Annotated in this window: 15 protein-coding genes; 7 read left to right on the top strand and 8 right to left on the bottom strand. The window is 76.6% G+C overall.

Annotated features, from left to right (window positions below; genetic code table 11):
• The 4 genes from IE245_RS28040 to IE245_RS28050 form a co-directional block, all read right to left on the bottom strand.
• Entirely contained in the window at positions 1–2,271 is a 2,271-nt protein-coding gene (locus IE245_RS28040; RefSeq protein ID WP_189952676.1) for a ferritin-like domain-containing protein, read from the bottom strand.
• On the bottom strand, positions 2,238–3,692 hold the full coding sequence (locus IE245_RS28045) for a flavin monoamine oxidase family protein (protein WP_229851586.1): 1,455 nt from the start codon (positions 3,690–3,692) through the stop codon (positions 2,238–2,240). Before IE245_RS28045 ends, IE245_RS28040 begins: the two co-directional genes overlap by 34 nt.
• Before the next feature lie 18 nt (positions 3,693–3,710).
• The gene (locus IE245_RS37315; protein ID WP_229851588.1) at positions 3,711–3,878 is read right to left on the bottom strand and encodes an NAD(P)-binding protein; all 168 of its coding nucleotides are present in this window, start codon (positions 3,876–3,878) and stop codon (positions 3,711–3,713) included.
• Between the two features lie 120 nt (positions 3,879–3,998).
• Positions 3,999–5,651, bottom strand: a complete 1,653-nt coding sequence (locus tag IE245_RS28050) for an FAD-dependent monooxygenase (protein ID WP_189952517.1) — start codon at positions 5,649–5,651, stop codon at positions 3,999–4,001.
• Between the two features lie 387 nt (positions 5,652–6,038).
• Here IE245_RS28050 and IE245_RS28055 point away from each other — a divergent pair, with 387 nt between their 5' ends.
• Both IE245_RS28055 and IE245_RS28060 read left to right on the top strand, forming a co-directional pair.
• Positions 6,039–6,476, top strand: a complete 438-nt coding sequence (locus IE245_RS28055; RefSeq protein WP_189952519.1) for an SSI family serine proteinase inhibitor — start codon at positions 6,039–6,041, stop codon at positions 6,474–6,476.
• 120 nt (positions 6,477–6,596) lie between these two features.
• On the top strand, positions 6,597–8,789 hold the full coding sequence (locus IE245_RS28060) for a SpoIIE family protein phosphatase (RefSeq protein ID WP_189952521.1): 2,193 nt from the start codon (positions 6,597–6,599) through the stop codon (positions 8,787–8,789).
• Positions 8,790–8,792: 3 nt separating this feature from the next.
• On the opposite strand, the gene IE245_RS28065 is transcribed toward IE245_RS28060, so the two are convergent.
• A complete protein-coding gene (locus IE245_RS28065; RefSeq protein ID WP_189952523.1) occupies positions 8,793–9,422 on the bottom strand; it encodes a DinB family protein in 630 nt (209 codons plus the stop codon).
• A 198-nt stretch (positions 9,423–9,620) separates the two neighbouring features.
• On the bottom strand, positions 9,621–10,115 hold the full coding sequence (locus tag IE245_RS28070) for an Lrp/AsnC family transcriptional regulator (protein WP_189952525.1): 495 nt from the start codon (positions 10,113–10,115) through the stop codon (positions 9,621–9,623).
• A gap of 311 nt (positions 10,116–10,426) precedes the next feature.
• Here IE245_RS28070 and IE245_RS28075 point away from each other — a divergent pair, with 311 nt between their 5' ends.
• The 4 genes from IE245_RS28075 (at position 10,427) to IE245_RS28090 (ending at position 14,670) form a co-directional block, all read left to right on the top strand.
• Entirely contained in the window at positions 10,427–10,984 is a 558-nt protein-coding gene (locus IE245_RS28075; protein WP_189952527.1) for a GlcG/HbpS family heme-binding protein, read from the top strand.
• Positions 10,985–11,102: 118 nt separating this feature from the next.
• The gene (locus tag IE245_RS28080) at positions 11,103–11,729 is read left to right on the top strand and encodes an ankyrin repeat domain-containing protein (RefSeq protein WP_189952529.1); all 627 of its coding nucleotides are present in this window, start codon (positions 11,103–11,105) and stop codon (positions 11,727–11,729) included.
• A 284-nt stretch (positions 11,730–12,013) separates the two neighbouring features.
• A complete protein-coding gene (locus IE245_RS28085; protein ID WP_189952654.1) occupies positions 12,014–13,507 on the top strand; it encodes an FUSC family protein in 1,494 nt (497 codons plus the stop codon).
• A 101-nt stretch (positions 13,508–13,608) separates the two neighbouring features.
• Positions 13,609–14,670, top strand: coding sequence for a lactonase family protein (locus tag IE245_RS28090; protein WP_189952531.1), 1,062 nt, complete (start codon positions 13,609–13,611; stop codon positions 14,668–14,670).
• Positions 14,671–14,752: 82 nt separating this feature from the next.
• Here IE245_RS28090 and IE245_RS28095 read toward each other — a convergent pair whose 3' ends face one another.
• The gene (locus tag IE245_RS28095; RefSeq protein ID WP_189952533.1) at positions 14,753–15,670 is read right to left on the bottom strand and encodes a sirohydrochlorin chelatase; all 918 of its coding nucleotides are present in this window, start codon (positions 15,668–15,670) and stop codon (positions 14,753–14,755) included.
• A gap of 160 nt (positions 15,671–15,830) precedes the next feature.
• Positions 15,831–16,796: an N-acetylglucosamine kinase gene (locus tag IE245_RS28100; RefSeq protein ID WP_189952656.1), complete on the bottom strand. Its 966-nt coding sequence runs from the start codon at positions 16,794–16,796 to the stop codon at positions 15,831–15,833.
• Between the two features lie 121 nt (positions 16,797–16,917).
• Here IE245_RS28100 and IE245_RS28105 point away from each other — a divergent pair, with 121 nt between their 5' ends.
• The gene (locus tag IE245_RS28105; protein ID WP_189952535.1) at positions 16,918–17,595 is read left to right on the top strand and encodes a uracil-DNA glycosylase; all 678 of its coding nucleotides are present in this window, start codon (positions 16,918–16,920) and stop codon (positions 17,593–17,595) included.
• Positions 17,596–17,614: the final 19 nt, after the last annotated feature.

Below are 17,614 nucleotides of genomic sequence, written 5' to 3' on the forward strand. Positions count from 1 at the left end.
TCACCTCCTCCCCTCCGCCGCGAAGTACTCCGCGTACCAGGCCATCAGCTCCGGCACCCGGTCGGGGACGCCCGGGCACTCCCGGGCCATCGCCGCCAGATGCCGGAAGCGCATCGCGAAACCGCGCCGGGCCACATCGGGCCTGGCGATGTGCACAGGGGGCTCCTCCAGTTCGAAGGAGGGGCCCGCGGTCCGCCCCCGCCAGCCCGAGTCGAGCGTGACGAGGAGTTCGGCGAGCGGCCGCATCATCCCGGTCATCACGTCGATCGAGGCGTTCATCAGCCGGGAGCGGCGCAGGCTCGCGTCCGGGCTCTCGCCGAAGTGCTGGACCATCAGCTGGAGCATCAGGAAGTAACTGCGGTTGAACAGCCGCAGCACCTGCCGGGCGTGCGCGTCGAGCACGGCGGCCCGCCCCGGATGCCCCGGGTCGGCCGTCGGGTTCCGCAGGGCCGGGTGGGCCGGCTCCCACGGCGCGCCCTGCCCGCCGGGCCCGTCGGCCCGTTCGGCCATGAGGAGTTCGGCGAGCCGCACGAAGGTCTCGTGGTGCGAGGGACCGCCGTCCCCCGGCGCGTCCAGGACCCCGCCCTCGCCCTGCTCGGTGACGAAGTCGATGGCGAAGAGCGCGCTCGACAGGTCGTCCACCTCCAGCTGGTAGTCCGGGTGGACGGAGTCGACGGCCGCCCCCAGGAAGAGGTGGTGCTCCCCGCCGCCCCGGCCCCGCTCCACCAGGAAGAGGTCGGGCACCCGGGTCAGGCCGTCCCGGATCGCCGCGTACAGCTCGCTCGGCGACCCGAACGGCGTCCCCGTCCGCGGGCCGTCCCACCGCTCTCCCGTCGGCTGCGCCCCGGCCGAGCCGCCCGTGAGCCGTTCGGGCCGCTCGATCGCGATGAACCGCTGGAGACTGCCCAGGTGCAGCGGCTCCAGGGCGAAGTCCAGCGGCAGCGGCAGCCGCCCCGGCGTCCCGAAGTCGATCGCCGGCACGTGGAAGGGTTCGCCCATCGCCATCAGCACGTTGTTGACGACGAGGAAGTGGATCATCTCCTCGCGGGCCACGTCGAGGAGGCTGTCCCTGATGCCCTTCGCCAGGGTCTCCCCGCCGTCCCCGCAGGCCAGGCGGAGCTGCCGGGGCGTCCACACCCCGCTGCGGACGTACGCGAAGCCCGTCCCGTGCGTCGGGACCGTGTACGCCGCGTACAGGTACTGCAGCGAGGTCGCGAGCTCGACCGTGACCGCCTGCCACAGCGCCGCGCGCAACTGGCCGCGCGTGGTGATGCGCGGCTCGGCCGCGGGGCGCGGCGCCGGGGCCGCCGGGGCGCGCGGGCGGGCCGCCGCCGCGCCCCGGGAGCGCAGATGGGTGAGGAGGAGCCGGGCCTTGGGCAGCGTCAGGTCCCGGGTCGGCGGCATGTAGTAGGTGCGGTCCTTGTTCGCCGGATCGCACATCTGCCAGACGAGCTTGGCGTACGTCTCCACCTTGCAGCGGTCGGCGAGGCTGAACACCTCGTCGCGCATGAACGGGAACAGCTGCTCGTAGTACGCGAACACTTCGCGGTACAGCAGCTCGAAGTCGACCTCGGTCGGCAGGACCGCGTCCAGGTGCCAGTCGTCGGGCAGCACCCGCACGGCGGCGCCCGCCGCCCACGCCCAGAAGCCGAGCGCGTCCCCGTCGTCGTAGCAGGCGGTCGCCGAACCGGGCGCCGCCGCGTCGACCGGCGGCAGGTCCTTTGCCCCCGTCGAGAACAGCAGCCGCGCGGTGCCCGCCCGGGCCCCGTGGACCGTGAACCAGCCGTCCCCCTCCGCGTCCGTCGCCACCCGGCACGCGGCCCCGGAGGGCGCCGCCTCCGAGCCCTTCCGGCCGCCCGCCCGGCCGGCCCGGAGCCGTACCACCTCGACGTCCCCGGCGCGGGCGCGCGGGTCGGAGACCACCGGATCCAGCGGCAGGGCGCGCGGGTTCGCGTACTGGCGCACCTCCACCGCGAGCGGCCCCGGTCGGCCGCGCAGGAAGCTCCGCACCGGCACCTCGACGGCGTGCTCGTCACCGCGCTCGGCGTCCGGATGGTCCAGGATCAGCGCGGCCTCGTCCGTGAGCACCACCGCCTCCCGCTCCCGCAGGACGACCCCGGCGCCGTCCCGCACCACCACGAGCCCCTCCTCCGCGGCCCGGCGCACCGCCTCCTCCGACACCGCCGGCACGGCCGTCACCGCCGCGCCCCGGAAGTCCCCGGGCAGGACCGCGACCGTCAGCCCCGACGCGGCGGTCCGCACTTCGAGCACGGGCCCGTCACCACCGCCCGCCCCGCCGCGTGTGTACGGCTCGTTGACCACCACCCCCTCGGGGCCGACCCGCACCGTGCACGGCCCCGGCCGGTCCGCCCCGCCGTCCCCCGCCCCTCGTCCCGCGCGATCAGGTCCACCGCCTCCAGGGCCGACTCCACCGCCCCCTCGATCCACGCCGGTTCCGTCGCGCAGTGCTCCCCGGCGAAGAACATCCGGCCCTGCGGCCGCAGCGCCCGCAGCCGCTGCTCCTCCCGGCCCGCGGGGTCCGCGCCCCAGCGGATCGTGCAGCCGCCGCGCGTCCACGGATGACCGCCCCAGGCCAGACTGGCGACCCCGCGGACCATCCCGCGCCGCAGCAGCTGCGGATGCATCCGGCCCAGCTCCTCGACGACCGCCCGGTGCCGGACCGGCGCCGGCATCCCGCCGAGCACGTCGGCGTCCTCGCCGATCGTGTAGTTGGCGAGCAGCGCCGCACCGAGCGAGGGATCCGCGGCGCCCCCGGCACCGGTCGTCTCCGCGGTCGGGTAGTACGTCTGCCGGATCCGGCAGCCGCTGAACGAGGCGCCGCCCCGGATGCCCTCCCGCTCCCAGAACGGTTCCCGGCAGTGCACGGCCACCTTGGTGGCCGGGCAGTAGACGACCTCCCGGACGGCGGCGAGCTTGTCGTCGTCGAAGCCCGCCAGGTGCAGCCCCCGGAGCACCGAGAACGGCACCGTGCACAGCACGTAGTCGCAGCGCCGGACCCGGGCCGCCGCCCCTCCGCCCAGCCACACCCGCACGTGGTCGGCGGCGACCTCGAAGCCGGTGGCGGGCTGGCCGAGCCAGATCGGCCCCCGGATCCGCGCGGCCAGCCGCTGCACCAGCTGGTCCATGCCGCAGGCGAGCCGCACCAGCCGGGGACTCGTCTCGGTCAGGATGTCGTCGAGGAAGCCGTCGAGCCGGCTGCCGCAGCCCGCCCGGATCCCCGGATGGGCCGCGAACAGACCGTGCACGTCGATCCGGTCCCTGCCGCCGCCCCGCAGATGCGGCGTCAGGTCGATCTCGTCCACCAGACCGAGCAGCCGCCCGCCCAGGTCGGCACGGAGCCCGTCCCGCAGCGCGGGCGGGGCGACGGCGTCGACGACCGCGGCGAGCCAGGCGCCGAACACCACCGTCTCCTCCCGGAACCCGGCGGGCCCCAGCGAGGACCGCACCTCGGACACCAGGGCCCGCGGCGCGTCCCGCAGCCGCACGTGCCCGCCGCCGGTCGCCAGGAACGCGTTCTCCTCCGACAGCAGCGTCCGGAACGGCCGTACCTGGTCGGCGAGCCCGAGGTGGGCGACGTACGCCATGGTCCGGTGGTGCGCCGTGGGGATCCGCATCGCGCCCAGCTCCACGAACGGCGCGCTCTCCTGGGCCCCGAAGCGGTGGGTGCGCACCCGCCCGCCTTCGAGGACCTAGACGCGGAACCCCAGCCGCTCCAGCTCGTAGGCGGCGACGAGCCCGGCCATCCCCGCCCCGACGACGGTCACCGTGCCGGCCGCGCACGGACGCCTGCGGGGCGACGGGCCGGGACGGGGCCGGGGAACGGCGACGGCGGCGGGGTGGAGGGGATGGGTGGACATCAGGATCCGACTCCCGGACGGTTCGGCGCGCAGGCTCTGGGACGAGAAGACGAGACAGCCGCAAGGCGACAGGGCGGAAGGACGAGAGGGGGGAGGGCACCGGCGCGGGGCGACCGCGGCTCAGGGCCGGGCGGCGGCTCTCGCGCCGGTGGCGAGCGCCGCCACGTACGCCCTCAGCGGCTCGACGCCGCCGAGCGGGGCGACCAGGCCCACGTAGCCGTCGGGGCGCACCAGCCGCAGCTCCGCGGGATCCCCCAGCGCCGCCTCCGCCCGCGCGTCCGCGGGCGTCACCGGCAGCAGCCGTACGGCGACGGTCCCGGCGCAGGCCGCGCGCAGCGCCCCGAGGGTGACGGCGTCGGCCCGGTCCGCGCGCAGCACCAGCGTCCACGTCCCGTACGCGAGCAGCCGGTGCAGCCGCACCGCCTCCCCGGGACCTCCCGCGCCGGGCCGGGGCTCCGCCGGGACCACGGAGGCGTCCGGCATCCGGTCGCCGGCCCGCGCGCCCGAGGCCCGCCCGGCGGTCGGGACGCGGACCGAGAGAGGACTGTCGCGGTGGTGGCGCACCAGATCGCTCAGCCGCAGGTCGAGCCGCCGCTGGAAGCCGGGCCTGGCCAGCGCGGCGGGCACGGTCGCGGTGAACGCCCGGTGCCCGAGGGGCGGCAGCGGCAGCTCCATGAAGTTGGGCCGCATCTCCCGGATGTACCGCAGCGCGAGCAGCCGCTGCTCCGCGTCGTACGTGTCGAGCAGCGCGTCCCCGGCCTCGCCCCGGTGCACGGCGGCGAGCTTCCAGGCGAGGTTGTGGGCGCCGAGGACCCCCACGTTCATGCCGTGGCCGCCGACCGGTGCCCAGGCGTGCGCGGCGTCCCCCGCGAGCAGTCCGCGCCCGCTGCGCAGCCGGGCGGCCACCCGGTCGCTGAACCGGGCGCGGTTGAGCCAGCGGGACGGGGCGGGCGCGAGGCGCAGCCCCGGCATGCGGGCGGTCTCGGCGACCAGGTCGCGCAGCTCGTCGAGGGTCGGGGGAGACCCGAGCGCGGGGTCCGGGTCGTCGCGGAAGCAGAAGAAGCGGTAGCCGCCGTCGGGCAGCGGGAAGACGAGGAGCGCCCGGCGCGGTGCCAGGAAGATGTGCCCGCGTCCCGGCTCCCCGGCCAGCGGCCAGGTCGGCACCGCGTTGCCCTGCACGACCTGGAGGCCGGTGCGGCGGCGGCCCTCGAAGGCGATCCCCAGCCGGTCCCGCACCGTGCTGCGGGTGCCCTCGCAGCCCACGATCCACGCCGCGCCGCCCGACTCGACCCGCCCGTCGCCGTGCCGCAGGGTGAACTCGGCCCGGTCGTCGTGCACCTTGACGTCGGTGAGCTCGGTGTTCCACTCGACGCGGGTGCCGAGGCCGGCCAGCTCCGCGGCCAGCAGACGCTCGATGACGTGCTGCTCGATGTTGAGCGGGCGCGCGAAGGCGGAGTGCGCCCAGCCGGTGGTGAGCTCGCCCAGCCGCCGGCCCCGGGCGTGTACGGTCACCGCGCTCAGCTCCACCCCGTGCGCGTCCAGGGCCGCGCCGACGCCCAGCGAGTGCAGCGCCTCCCGGGCCCTCGCCCACAGCACCAGCGCACGGGCCTCCCGCTTCGTCTCCGGCGCCGCGTCGACGATCCGCACCCCCAGGCCGAGCCGGCGCAGCCCGATCGCGAGCGTCAGCCCCACCGGACCGGCCCCCACCACACAGACGTCCGCGCCGCCGTGCTCGACGGGTCCCGTCGTGTCCCCGCCCCTGTCGCGCTCCACGTGCCACCCCTCCCGTTCGTGCTCACGGACCAGAGTGCGCTCCGGAAGATCGGCTTCGCCAGGGCGTGCGGAGGGGCGCCAGACGCACGTGTCCAGCGTTGATTACGCCCTGTGTGTCCATGGGCGGTTTGCGTGACCAAGGGCGGGATCCGGCCGTCCGGCCGTGCGCGGGAACCCTGACGGGCCCCGCGCGCCAAGGTGCCCGCCGCACCGACCTCCCGGAATCGGCCACTCCGTCGGCCGTGCGCCCTCGTCCTCCGCGCGGCGGACGTGGCGCCTTCTCGCCGCCCGGGCCCCCGCCATCTGGCGAGTCCTCGCCACGACGTGCCCGCCGGCCCCTCGGGAGCCGGGAGGTGACCCCCGGTCCCCGTGACTCGTTGACCGGACATGAATCCGTACACCCCCACGGCCCTGCTGGCCGCCCTCCTCCTCGCGGCACCCGCCGTCGGCACCTCCGCGTCCGACGCGGGACCGGTCGTCCCCGCCCCGACGACGACCCTCCGGCTCACCGTCACCGGCCCCGCCCCCGGCACCACCGCCCCGTCCCCCGAATCCGCCGCCGTCCCCGCGCCCGCCGCGCGCACCGTCACCCTCCGGTGCGACCCGGCCGGCGGCGACCACCCCCGCGCCGACGCCGCCTGCGCCGACCTCGACGCCTCCCGGGGCCGCGTCGACCGGGAGTCCGACACCGCGTGCGTCCTCCTCTACGACCCCGTCGAGGTCCGCGCCGAGGGACTCTGGCGCGGCCGGCCCGTCTCCTTCACCCGCCAGTACGGCAACTCCTGCGAGCTGAGCGCCCGCACCGGGGCGATCTTCGCCTTCTGACCCCGCGGCAGGCGGGCGCTCACCGAACGGAGGCGCCTCGCAAGCTCCCCGACGGCTCCTCGGCTAGGGTGATTCGATAGGGATTGCCCCCCGGGGCCAGGCCGATGCGTAGGTCGATGCGTGGACGCTCATCAGTCGTCACCGAGCAGGGTTCCGCAGCCGCCGCGGGCGGCCGTCGGGGACGCGGGCGTGCTCCGGGAACTGCTCCCGATCGCGCTGTGGCGCGAGGACGCCGAAGGGCGGATCGTCGAGTGGTCGCTCGCCGCCCAGGACCTGCTCGGCCACCGCCCCGAGCACGTCCTCGGCCTGCCCGCCTCGCCGCTCCTCGTGCCCGACGCCAACCGCGAGCTCGCCGACAGGCTCACCCGCCGCGTCCAGGCCGGCGAGACCATGGTCGGCACCCTCCCCGTCCGCCACCGCGACGGCCACACCGTCCCCATGGAGATGTGGATCGTGCCCGCCGCCGACCCGACGGGCCGCCCCGGCGCCATGCTCATCGCCGTGGAGACCTCCGAGGTCCTGCGGATGCGGGAGAACCTCGCCGCCATGGAGAGCCTCTTCACCCAGTCGCCCATAGGGCTCGCGCTGCTCGGCCCCGACCTGCGCTTCCTGCGGGTCAACGACGCCCTGGCCCGGATGAACGGCGTGGCCGCCGCCGAACACGTCGGCCGCCGCCTCACCGAGGTCGTCCCCGGAGTCAACGCCGCCTCCCTGGAGTCCCTGATGCGGCAGGTCCTCGACACCCGTACGCCCGTGATAGACGCCCGCCGCGTCGGCCGCACCCCCGCCGACCCCGGCCGCGACCACATCTGGTCCTGCTCCTACGCACCCCTCGTCGACCGCGGCACCCGCTCCCTCCCCGGCGGCGCCGACGCCGCCGGGCCCACGACCCCGGCCCCCGGCCACACCGCCCCGGCACACGCGCCTCCCGGGCACGCCGACGGCGCGGCGGACCCCGCGGGCCCCGGCCGCCCCCTCGGCCTCATCGCCTCCCTCGTCGACATCACCGAGAGCCAGGAGGCGCACCTGGAGGTCGAGCGGGCCCGGCACCGCTTCGCCCTGCTCGCCGAGGCCGGCGCGCGCATCGGCACCACCCTCGACCTGTGGCAGACCGCCGAGGAGGTGGTCCGCTTCCTCGTGCCGCAGCTCTGCGACTCGGCCGACGTGCAGATGCTGGAGGCGGTCCTGGAGCCCGACGACCCGGCCGCCTCCTCCCGGGGCGTGCTGCGCCGCATCGCCGCCGTCTTCCCCGAGCCGGTGCCGCCGAGCCCGCTCCTGGGCCCCGGCCAGACCTTCCAGCTGCCCGCCGGATCCGCGTACGAGCGGCTCGTCCTCGACGGCCGGCCCACGTTCCTCACCGACGCCGACATCCCGGTCCTCTTCCCCGGCAAGGCCGCCGAGTCGCTGCGCGCGTACCTGTCGACCCGCTTCGGCTCCGCCCGCACCGTGCCCCTGGTCGCCCGCGGTCAGGTCCTCGGCGCCGTCACCGTCACCCGCCTGAAGACCCGGGAACCCTTCGACGACCAGGACGCGGTGCTCATCGACGAGGTCGTCGCCCGAGCCGCGCTCAACATCGACAACGCCCGGCTCTACACCACCCAGCGCGCCGCCGCCCTCGCGCTCCAGCGCAGCCTCACCAACAGCGCCCTGCCCGCCGTCCCCGGCCTCGAACTCACCGGCCGCTACCTGCCCGCGAGCGCCCACGACGTCGGCGGCGACTGGTTCGACGTGATCGAACTGCCCGGCGGCCGCACCGGGCTCGTCATCGGCGACGTGATGGGCCACGGCATCCACGCGGCCGCCGTCATGGGACAACTGCGCACCGCCGTGCGGACCCTGGCCCGCCACGACATCCCGCCCACCGAGATGCTGCGCTCCCTCGACGCCGTCGTCGCCGATCTCGGCGAGGACACCATGGCGACCTGCCTCTACGCCGTGCACTCCCCGGTCACCGGCACCTGGACGATCGCCCGGGCCGGGCACCTTCCGCCGGCCGTCGTCACGCCCGAGGGCGCGGTCTCCTTCCTCCAGGCGCCGCCGGGCACCCCGCTCGGCACCGGCGCCCACGACTTCGGCACCGAGGAACTCCCGCTGCCGCCCGGCGGCCTGCTGGTGCTCTACACGGACGGGCTCATCGAGGCCAGGGACCGGGACCTCGACGTCGGGATGAGCGAGCTCGGCCGCGCCCTGGAACAGGCCATCGCCCGGGCCGGCGGCACGCTGGACGAGGTGTGCGACGTCGTCCTGGCCCGGCTCCTCGTGGGCCCGGCCCAGGACGACGTGGCCCTCGTCCTGGCCCGCACGACCGGCTGAGCGTCAGACGGCGGGACGGGCGAGGACCCGGTACAGGTCGCGCAGCAGGGCGATCTCGGCCCCGTGGTGCAGGAGTTCCTGGTTGACCCACCACACGACGTCCAGGAACGGTTCCTCCGGGTCGCCGCCGTGCGGGTAGGAGCAGTGCCCGACCGTGTCGAGGTCCTTGTCGTCGACGGAGAGCAGCGCGGCCCGCCACGCCCCGGCCGACACGTCGAAGTCGGTGATCGCCGCGGCCGCGTCGCCGGGCGCGCGGTAGTCGTCGCGGGTCAGCGAGCGGGTGCCGTTCGTGTGGTCGGCGCGGAGCGCCAGCAGCTCGCTGAGGTGGGTGAGCCGCCAGGCGAGCGTGGTGAAAGGCGGCGGCACGGGATGCGGATACGGGGAGGTCTCCCGGCCCCACTCGCCGGCGCCGGTCAGCAGCGCGGCGGCCGGACCGGGGCCGTCGGCCCGCCGACGTACGGACCAGCAGCCCGGCGCGGGCTCCCACAGGTACTCGGCGTCGGTCATCGGGCCCACCGGCACGTCCGTGCCGTTGCCGCTGTCCACCACCGGCCCCGACAGACGGTCCGTCAGCCGTTCGCGGGCGAAGTCGAATTCGGCGAGCAGGGGCACGAGTCGGTCGGGTATCGCCATGGACGGCTCCGGTACGTGAGGAGGTGCGCGGACGCGGGAACGCCCGTACCCTGCCACGCCGCCGCCCGCCCCGCACCCGGGTTGTCACCTGCCCCGGGACCGAAACCGGCCCGCTGTCCCCTCGGAACCGGAACCGGCCCGCCGCCCCCGGCCGACCGGCCCGCCGCCCCCTCCCGGGACCGACACCGGCCCGCCGCCTCACCGGCCCCCGGTGCTCCGCTCCGCGCCGCCCCGGCCCATCGACTCCACCAGCGGCAGCATCCGGTGGGCGACCCGCTCGCGCAGCGCGATCTCGGTGCGGGTGCGGACCACGCCCGGCAGCCGGATGAGCCGCTGGATGACGTCCTCCAGGTGGCCCGCGTCCCGGGCCACCACGCGCGTCAGCAGGTCGCCGCCGCCGGTGATGGAGAACGCCTCGACGATCTCCGGCACGGCGGCCAGCGCGTCGCCGACCTCGTCGAGATGGCCCTGCGTGACCTCCACGTGCACGAAGGCGAGCACCGGATGGCCGAGCGCGGCGGGGGAGAGGACCGGGCCGGTCGCGGTGATCACGCCGTCCCGCTCCAGCCGGTCGATGCGTGCCTGTACGGTGCCCCGGGCGATGCCCAGGATGCGCGCGTACTCCCGCACGCTGGTGCGCGGCTGCTCGATCAGGAGCCGCAGGATGCGGGTGTCGAGTTCGTCCACCGCCATGGCGTGCCGGCCTGCCTCTCCGTGCCCACCGGCGCGGGCCGCGCCGGTGTGAGGGTCGGTCCGGCGGGGCGATCTGCCGGAATGGTCCGACTCTACCCAGTGGGTGGACCGGTCCCTCCGGCGCGTGGACCGGCGCGCGTACAGCAGGCCGGCACGGTCCGGGGTCGTCCGATCGGCCGACCCCCCGGTCCGCCGGGCGGGGCCGGACGGCCAGCCTCCGGGCCGACCGTCCGGGTCGCGGACCGGACCCAGGATGGAGGCGGAGCGGGACGGCGCGAGTGCCTCCCACCGAGCCGGAGGAGTGTCCGTCCATGCAGCAGATCTCGAAGCGCGTCCGTGTCCTGACCGGTGGTGCGGCCCTGGTCGCCCTGGGCGCCGGCGCCTTCGGCGCGGTCTCCGCCGATGCCGCGACCCCGGCCGCCGCCCCCGCCGCCGCCGTCAAGGCCGACGCGAAGAACAAGAACACCACCACCAGCACCCACCTGACGATCGACGCCGCCACCAAGGCCGCCCGGGCCGCCCTCGACGCCGCCCAGAAGGAGAACCGGCGCGTCTCCGTCGCCGTCGTCGACCGCAACGGCAACACCCTCGTCACCCTCCGCGGCGACGGCGCCGGCCCCCAGTCCTACGAGTCCGCCGAGAAGAAGGCCTACACGGCCGTCTCCTGGAACGCGCCCACCACCGAGCTCGTCGAGCGCCTGGAGCGGGCCCCCCAGCTCAAGGACATCCCCGGCACCCTCTTCCTCGGCGGCGGCGCACCCGTCACGAGCAAGAACGCCCCGATCGCCGGCATCGGCGTCGCCGGCGCCCCCTCCGGCGACCTCGACCAGAAGTTCGCCCAGGCCGGCGTCGACGCCCTCGCCGAGTGACACCGCCCGGCCCCACGGGGCCCCGAAACCCCGACGGCGTCCGGGCACGCCCGCCCGGACGCCGTCGGCCCCGCCCCGCACCCCGCGCTCCCGCCCCCCTGCGTCCGAGGAGGCCGCCGTGACCGCCGCACCCCACCACCGCCTCCTCGCCGCCGCCCGCCGGGGCGACGCCGTCGGCGTCCGCGCCGCGCTCGCCGACGGGGCCCCGACCGAGACCCGCGACGAGGAGCTGCGCTCCCCGCTGCTGCTCGCCGTCCTCGGCGACCACGTCGGGGCCGCCCGCGCGCTCGTCGACGCCGGCGCCGACCCCGACGCCCGGGACGCCCGGCACGACACCCCCTGGCTGGTCACCGGCGTCACCGGCAGCGTCGCCATGCTGCGGGTGCTGCTCGCCGCGGACCCCGCCCCCGACTTCCGGCTGACCGACCGCTTCGGCGGCACCAGCCTCATCCCGGCCGCCGAACGCGGCCACGTGCCGTACGTCCGGGCCGTCCTGCGCGACACCCCGATCGACGTCGACCACGTCAACGCCCTCGGATGGACCGCCCTCCTGGAGGCCGTCATCCTCGGCGACGGCGGCCCGGCCCACCAGAAGGTCGTCGCGCTGCTGCTCGCCGCCGGCGCCGACCCCCGGCTCGCCGACGCGTACGGCACCACCGCCCTGGCGCACGCCGAACGGCGCGGCCACACCGCGCTCGCCGCCCTGCTGCGCCGGACTCCGGCCGCTCCGTCCGCCCTCGGCTGAGCAGCTGGGCGTCCGAACTGGTCCAGCGGCCCACAGCCGGGCCAGCCCAAGAGCCCGACACCGGGCCAATGGCCCAGCGTTTCGAAGACGATTTGAGCCAAGGGCCCGGTCGGTGTTTTTCTTGTGTCCATCAGAAGATTGCGGCGCCGCAGCGCCGGGACGGCGACGAGGCCGCTCCGGACGCCGGCGCCTTCGTCGTGTCCGTACGCGCCCCACCACCTCCGGGGCAGGGCGTGCGGCGGGCGAGCGGCAAGACGAGGGGGCGGCCGACCGCCGTGAAGAAGATGTTCGTGGCTCCGGACCCGGGGCTCCTCCGGCTCAGGACCGGATTGCGCGCGGTGCTCGGCATCGCGCTCGCGGTGACCGTCGCCGAGCTGGCCGGTTTCTCGCTGACCGCGTCGATCACCGGAGGACTGGCGGCGCTGCTCGCCCTGTTCACCGTCACCGACGCCACCGTCCGCGGCCAGGCCGTCACCACTCTGCTGCTGCCGCTCGCCGGCTTCCCGGTGCTCGCGCTCGCCACGCTGCTGCACGACCACACCCTCCTGCGGGACGCCTCCTTCCTGCTGGTCGTCCTCGCCGGCGTCTACGCCCGGCGCTGGGGCCCGCGCGGCCACGCGCTCGGCATCTTCGCCTTCATGAACTTCTTCAGCACCCAGTTCCTGCACGCCCTGCCCGCCCAGCTCCCCGAGCTGTACGCGGCCGTGGGCATCGCCCTCGCGGCGGCCGGGGCCGTACGGTTCGCGCTCTGGCCGATCGAGCGGCGCACCCCGCCGCCCGCCGCCCCCGCCCCGCTGCCCGGCACCGGCCTCGCCCGGATCACCACCCGGCAGGCGATCCAGGCCACCGCCGCCTGCGCCGTCGCCCTCGGCATCGGCCAGGTCCTCTCCGAGGACCGCTGGTACTGGGCCGTCGGCACCACCTGGTGGATCTTCGTGAACACCGTCTCGCGCGGCGAGACCCTGGTCCGCGGCTTCCGCCGCTTCCTCGGCACGCTGCTCGGCATCGCCGTCGGCATGGTCGTCGCCCTCCCGCTGCACGGCGCGCCGCTGCCCACCGCCCTCCTGGTGGCCGTCTGCGTCTTCGGGATCTTCTACACCGCGCCGCTCTCCTACAGCTGGATGATGCTCGCGGTCACCGTCATGGCCGGCCTGCTCTACGGCCTCCTCGGCGTCCTCGACCCGGCGCTCCTCGTGCTCCGCCTGGAGGAGACCGTCGTCGGCGCCGTCTGCGCCGCCCTCGCGGTGCTGCTGATCCTCCCGGTCACCACCCACGCCATCAACGACGCCTGGATCCAGCGCGCCCTGCGCGCGGTCCACGCGGCGACCGCCGCCTCCGAGCGGCGCCTCGCCGGCGACGAGGCCGCCGACCCGAGCCCGCACGTCGCCGAGCTCGACCTGGTGCTCGGCCGGGTGCGGCTCTCCCTCGCCCCGCTCGTCCACCCGCTGAGCCCCTTCCTGGGCCGCAAGGCCCGGGCCCGGAAGGTCCTCGCCCTGCTCGACGAGTGCGCCGCCGAGGTGCGCGGGCTGGCGGCCGTCGCGGCCGACCCCGACGCCGGCCACGACGCCCGGCTCGCCGCCGCCTGCTGGCGGGTCGAGGCGGCCGTCGAAGGCCTCACCTCGCCCGGTCCGGCCCGTCCCGCGCCCGCTGCCGAGCCCGAACCCGCCGCGGATCCGGCGCCCGCCGCCCTCGGCCACGTCAGCGGTCTGGAGCGGCTGCTCGCCGCCCTGGACGAGCCGCTGCGCACCCCGCCGGGCTCCCTCCTGGTCCGCTCCTGACGGACTCCGCCCCCCGGCTGATCAGGCTTGGTCTAGACCGCCTGCTAACGTCGCCCGCAGACGGCCGGTCGCAGCGACCGGCCCCGGGGCAGGGAGGCGCCGTGGGCGGGACCGACGAGACACATGGGCGGGGGACGGGGCCGGTACGCGCCTACCTGGGCTCCTTCACCTCGGCGGGCGGACGCGGCGTGCTCGCCGCCGACGTCGACCCGGTCACCGGCGCGCTGACCGTCACCGGCGCCACCGACGCCGTCGCCGACCCGTCCTACCTCGCCCTCGCCGGCGGCGTCCTCTACGCCGTCTCCGAGACCGATCCGGGCGCCGTCGCCGCCCTCGCCCCCGGCGGGCCCGCGCCGCGCCCGCTCGGCGCCCCCGTGCCCGTCGACGGCGCCGGCCCCACACACCTGGCCGTCGCCGCCGGCCACCTCCTCACGGCCAACTACACCTCGGGCAGCGTCACCGCCCTGCCGCTGGGCGCGGACGGCGTCCCCGGCCCCGCGACGGCCGTCCTCCACCACGAGGGCGGCGGCCCGGTCGCCGACCGGCAGGCCGGCCCCCACGCCCACCAGGTCCTCCCCGATCCGAGCGGACGCTGGGTCCTCACCGTGGACCTGGGCACCGACTCCGTCCGGGTCTGCGCCCTCGACCCCGCCACCGGCGCCCTGCGCCTCCACGGCGAGACCGCCCTGCGGCCCGGCTACGGCCCCCGGCACCTCGCCTTCCACCCGGCGGGCGGCCACCTGTACGTCGTCGGCGAGCTGGAGCCCGCCGTCACCGTCTGCCGCTGGGACGCCCGGGCCGGTGAACTGACGCCGCTCGCGGAGATCCCGCTCGTGGACACGGACGCCGCCGGGCCCGCGTACCCCTCCGCCGTCGTCGTGGCGCCCGACGGCCGGTTCCTCTGGGTCGCCGTGCGCGGCACCGACACCCTCGCCGTCCTCGTCCTCTCCCCGGCGGGCGACGAGGCGATCCGCTCCGCCACCGTCCCCTGCGGCGGCGCGTGGCCCCGCGACCTGGCCCTCGACCCGTCCGGACGGCGGCTGTACGCGGCGAACGAGCGCTCCGGCGACGTCACCTGGTTCGACGTCGACCCCGAGACCGGCACCCCCGTCAGGGCCGGCGCGGTCGAGGCCCCGGCGGTCACCTGCGTCGTCTTCGGCTGATACGGCCCCGGGGCCGCGCGGCGCACGCGGAAGGGCCCGCACCGACGACCGTCGGTGCGGGCCCTCGTGCGGTGCCGCGGCGTCAGTGCGCCGGCGCCGCGCCCTGCTGGGGGAGGCCGAGCACGGCCGAGTACTGCGACAGGATCAGCTTGCCGATGGCCGGGTAGGCGCCCAGCGCCTCGGCCGCCGGGCAGCCGGCCTCCTTCGACGCCTCGTCGAGCAGGCCCTCGGCCAGCTCCGGGCCGATGAGGTAGGGCGCCAGCGCCAGCTGCACCGCGCCCGCCTCGCGCAGCTGCTCGGCGACGGAGGCGATGGAGCCCTCCTGGTCGAGCGCGGCGGCCATCACCGGCACGGCGAGCCGGGCCGCGAGCAGCATGCCCGTGATGCCGGCGGCCTGGACGGCCTCCTCGCCGCCGACCGTGGCCAGGACGATGCCGTCCGCGGCCGTGGCGACGGTGAAGAGCCGGGCGCGGTCGGCGCGGGCGAGCCCGGCCTCCGACAGGCGCACGTGCAGCGCCTCGGCGAGCAGCGGGTGCGGGCCGAGCACGTCGGTCAGCTCCGCGGTGTTGCCGCTGTCCATGACGGCCTGGCGGACCTGGCGCATGACGGCGCTGTCCGGACCGGCGAGCAGCGGGACGACGATCGCGGCCGGGCCCTGCGGGGCCTCGACCTCGCGGCCGGCCGCCACCGCGATCCGGTACCGCTCCTCGCGGAGCTCCGCGGCTGCGGTCAGCACGCCGGCGAGCGTCGGGTACTCCTCGCCGTCGCCGTCCACGAAGCCGATCGCGGCCTCCAGGCCGGGCAGCTCGGACCGGGCGATGCTCACCAGCTCCTCGGCCAGCGAACGTATGGCGGCCGAGGGCGCGCCGGGGACGGCGAGCACCAGGGCGGGAGCGCCCTCGGGCGCCGCCGCCGGGTCGGGGCGACGGTGCCGCCCGGACGGGCGGGGGCGCGGCATTCGTACAGGCAGGCCGTTGGCGGGCCCAGTGGGGGTGCTCATGGCGCCGCATGCTACTGGTTTTGCGGACGGGAGCGTTCGGTGAGGTGCGACCATGCGCCTTCTGCCCCTGTATGTCCGTTCGGGGGTGCGCCGGATCGTGGACCGGGCCCGATGGGTCGCCTCCGCACGCCCCGGACCAGCGGCGATGCCCGCCGCGGGCTCAGAGGTACCGCAGCAGCGCGGGGTCCTCGGGCAGCCCCCCGGCCCCGGTGGCGAGCCCCCCGGCCAGCGTCAGGGCGCCGTGCAGCGGGTCCCCCGCGGGAGCGACGGTCCGGACCCCGGGCAGCCGCTCGGCGAGCGCCGCCCGCAGCGGTACGAGAAGCGGGTCGCCGAGCCGGAACAGTCCGCCGGTGAGCGCCACCACGGCCGCCGGATCCGGCGGGCAGGCCGCCTCGGCGGCCTCGGCGATGTGGCCGGCCGCCCGCTCCAGGATCCGGACCGCGACGGGCTCGCCGTCGGCCGCGCAGGCAGCGACCTCGGGGGCGAAGGCGGCGAGGACCGCCGGCCGGTCGGTGCGGGGGTAGAGCGCGGCGGGCAGCCCGGCGGCCGGACCGTGGACCTCCTCGGCGCGGGCCAGCAGGGCGGGCGAACCGCCGCGCCGTCCGTCGTGTGCCCGCATCGCCGCCTCCAGGCCCGCCCGGCCGATCCAGGCGCCGCTGCCGCAGTCGCCCAGGAGGTGGCCCCAGCCGTCGGCGCGGCGCCAGCCGGTCAGGTCGGTGCCGAGGACGATCAGCCCCGTGCCGCCGGCGACGACCGCGCCCGGCCGGGTGCCGAGCGCCCCCGCGTAGGCGGTGACGGCGTCGGCGGCGAGCACCGTCCCGCGGACCCCCCACGCCTCGGCGAAGGCCCCCGGGAGCACCGCCCGCAGCTCCTCGCCGAGCGTCGCCATGCCGGCGGCGCCCACGGCCGCGGCGAGCACCGGCCGTCCCTCCCCGGCCAGGGCCCGCAGCGCGGCGACGGCGGGCAGCACGGACTCCAGGAAGTGGGCGGCGGAGATCCCGCCGGGGCCGGTCCGCACCGGACCGGGCGCGGCCGCCCGGTCGAGCACCGTCCCGTCGGCGGCCCGGGCGAGGGCGACGCGGAGCCCCGAGCCGCCCGAGTCGATGCCGACGACCACCGGGTCCATCGGTCCGCCGTCGTGACCGCTCTCGGAGTCCACGCTGCAACCGTCCCTTCCCGGTGGGGTCCTGGGGCCCGCAGTCTAGGCCGGAGGGCGTTGTCGGTGTAGGCCGCTAGAGTGACGGACCGTGACTGCGAGACCGTTGAACGAACTGGTGGAGCCCGGCTGGGCCGAGGCGCTGGAGCCCGTGGCGGGCCGGATCGCCGAGATGGGCGACTTCCTGCGCGCGGAGATCGCCGCGGGCCGTACTTACCTGCCGTCGGGACCGAACGTGCTGCGCGCCTTCCAGCAGCCGTTCGACGACGTGCGGGTCCTGATCGTCGGTCAGGACCCCTACCCCACGCCGGGGATGGCGATCGGCCTGAGCTTCGCGGTGGCGCCCGAGGTGCGACAGCTGCCGGGGAGCCTCCTGAACATCTTCTGGGAGATGCACACCGACCTGGGCCACCCCCGCCCGTCGAACGGCGACCTCACCCCCTGGACCCGGCAGGGCGTCCTGCTGCTCAACAGGACTCTGACCACCTCCCCGCGCAACGCGGGCGCGCACCGCAACAAGGGCTGGGAGGAGGTCACCGAGCAGGCCATCCGCGCCCTCGCCGCCCGCGGCAAGCCGCTGGTCTCCATCCTCTGGGGCCGCGACGCCCGCAACGCCCGTCCGCTGCTCGGGGACCTGCCCGCCGTCGAGTCGGCGCACCCGTCCCCCCGCTCGGCCGACCGGGGCTTCTTCGGCTCCCGGCCCTTCAGCCGGGCGAACGAGATGCTGGTCGCCCAGGGCGCGGAGCCGGTGGACTGGCTGCTGCCCTGAGCGGTGCGCCGACGGCCGT

The sequence above is a fragment of the Streptomyces roseolus genome (genome assembly GCF_014649855.1).
In the GTDB taxonomy this organism is placed as follows: Bacteria; Actinomycetota; Actinomycetes; order Streptomycetales; family Streptomycetaceae; genus Streptomyces; species Streptomyces roseolus.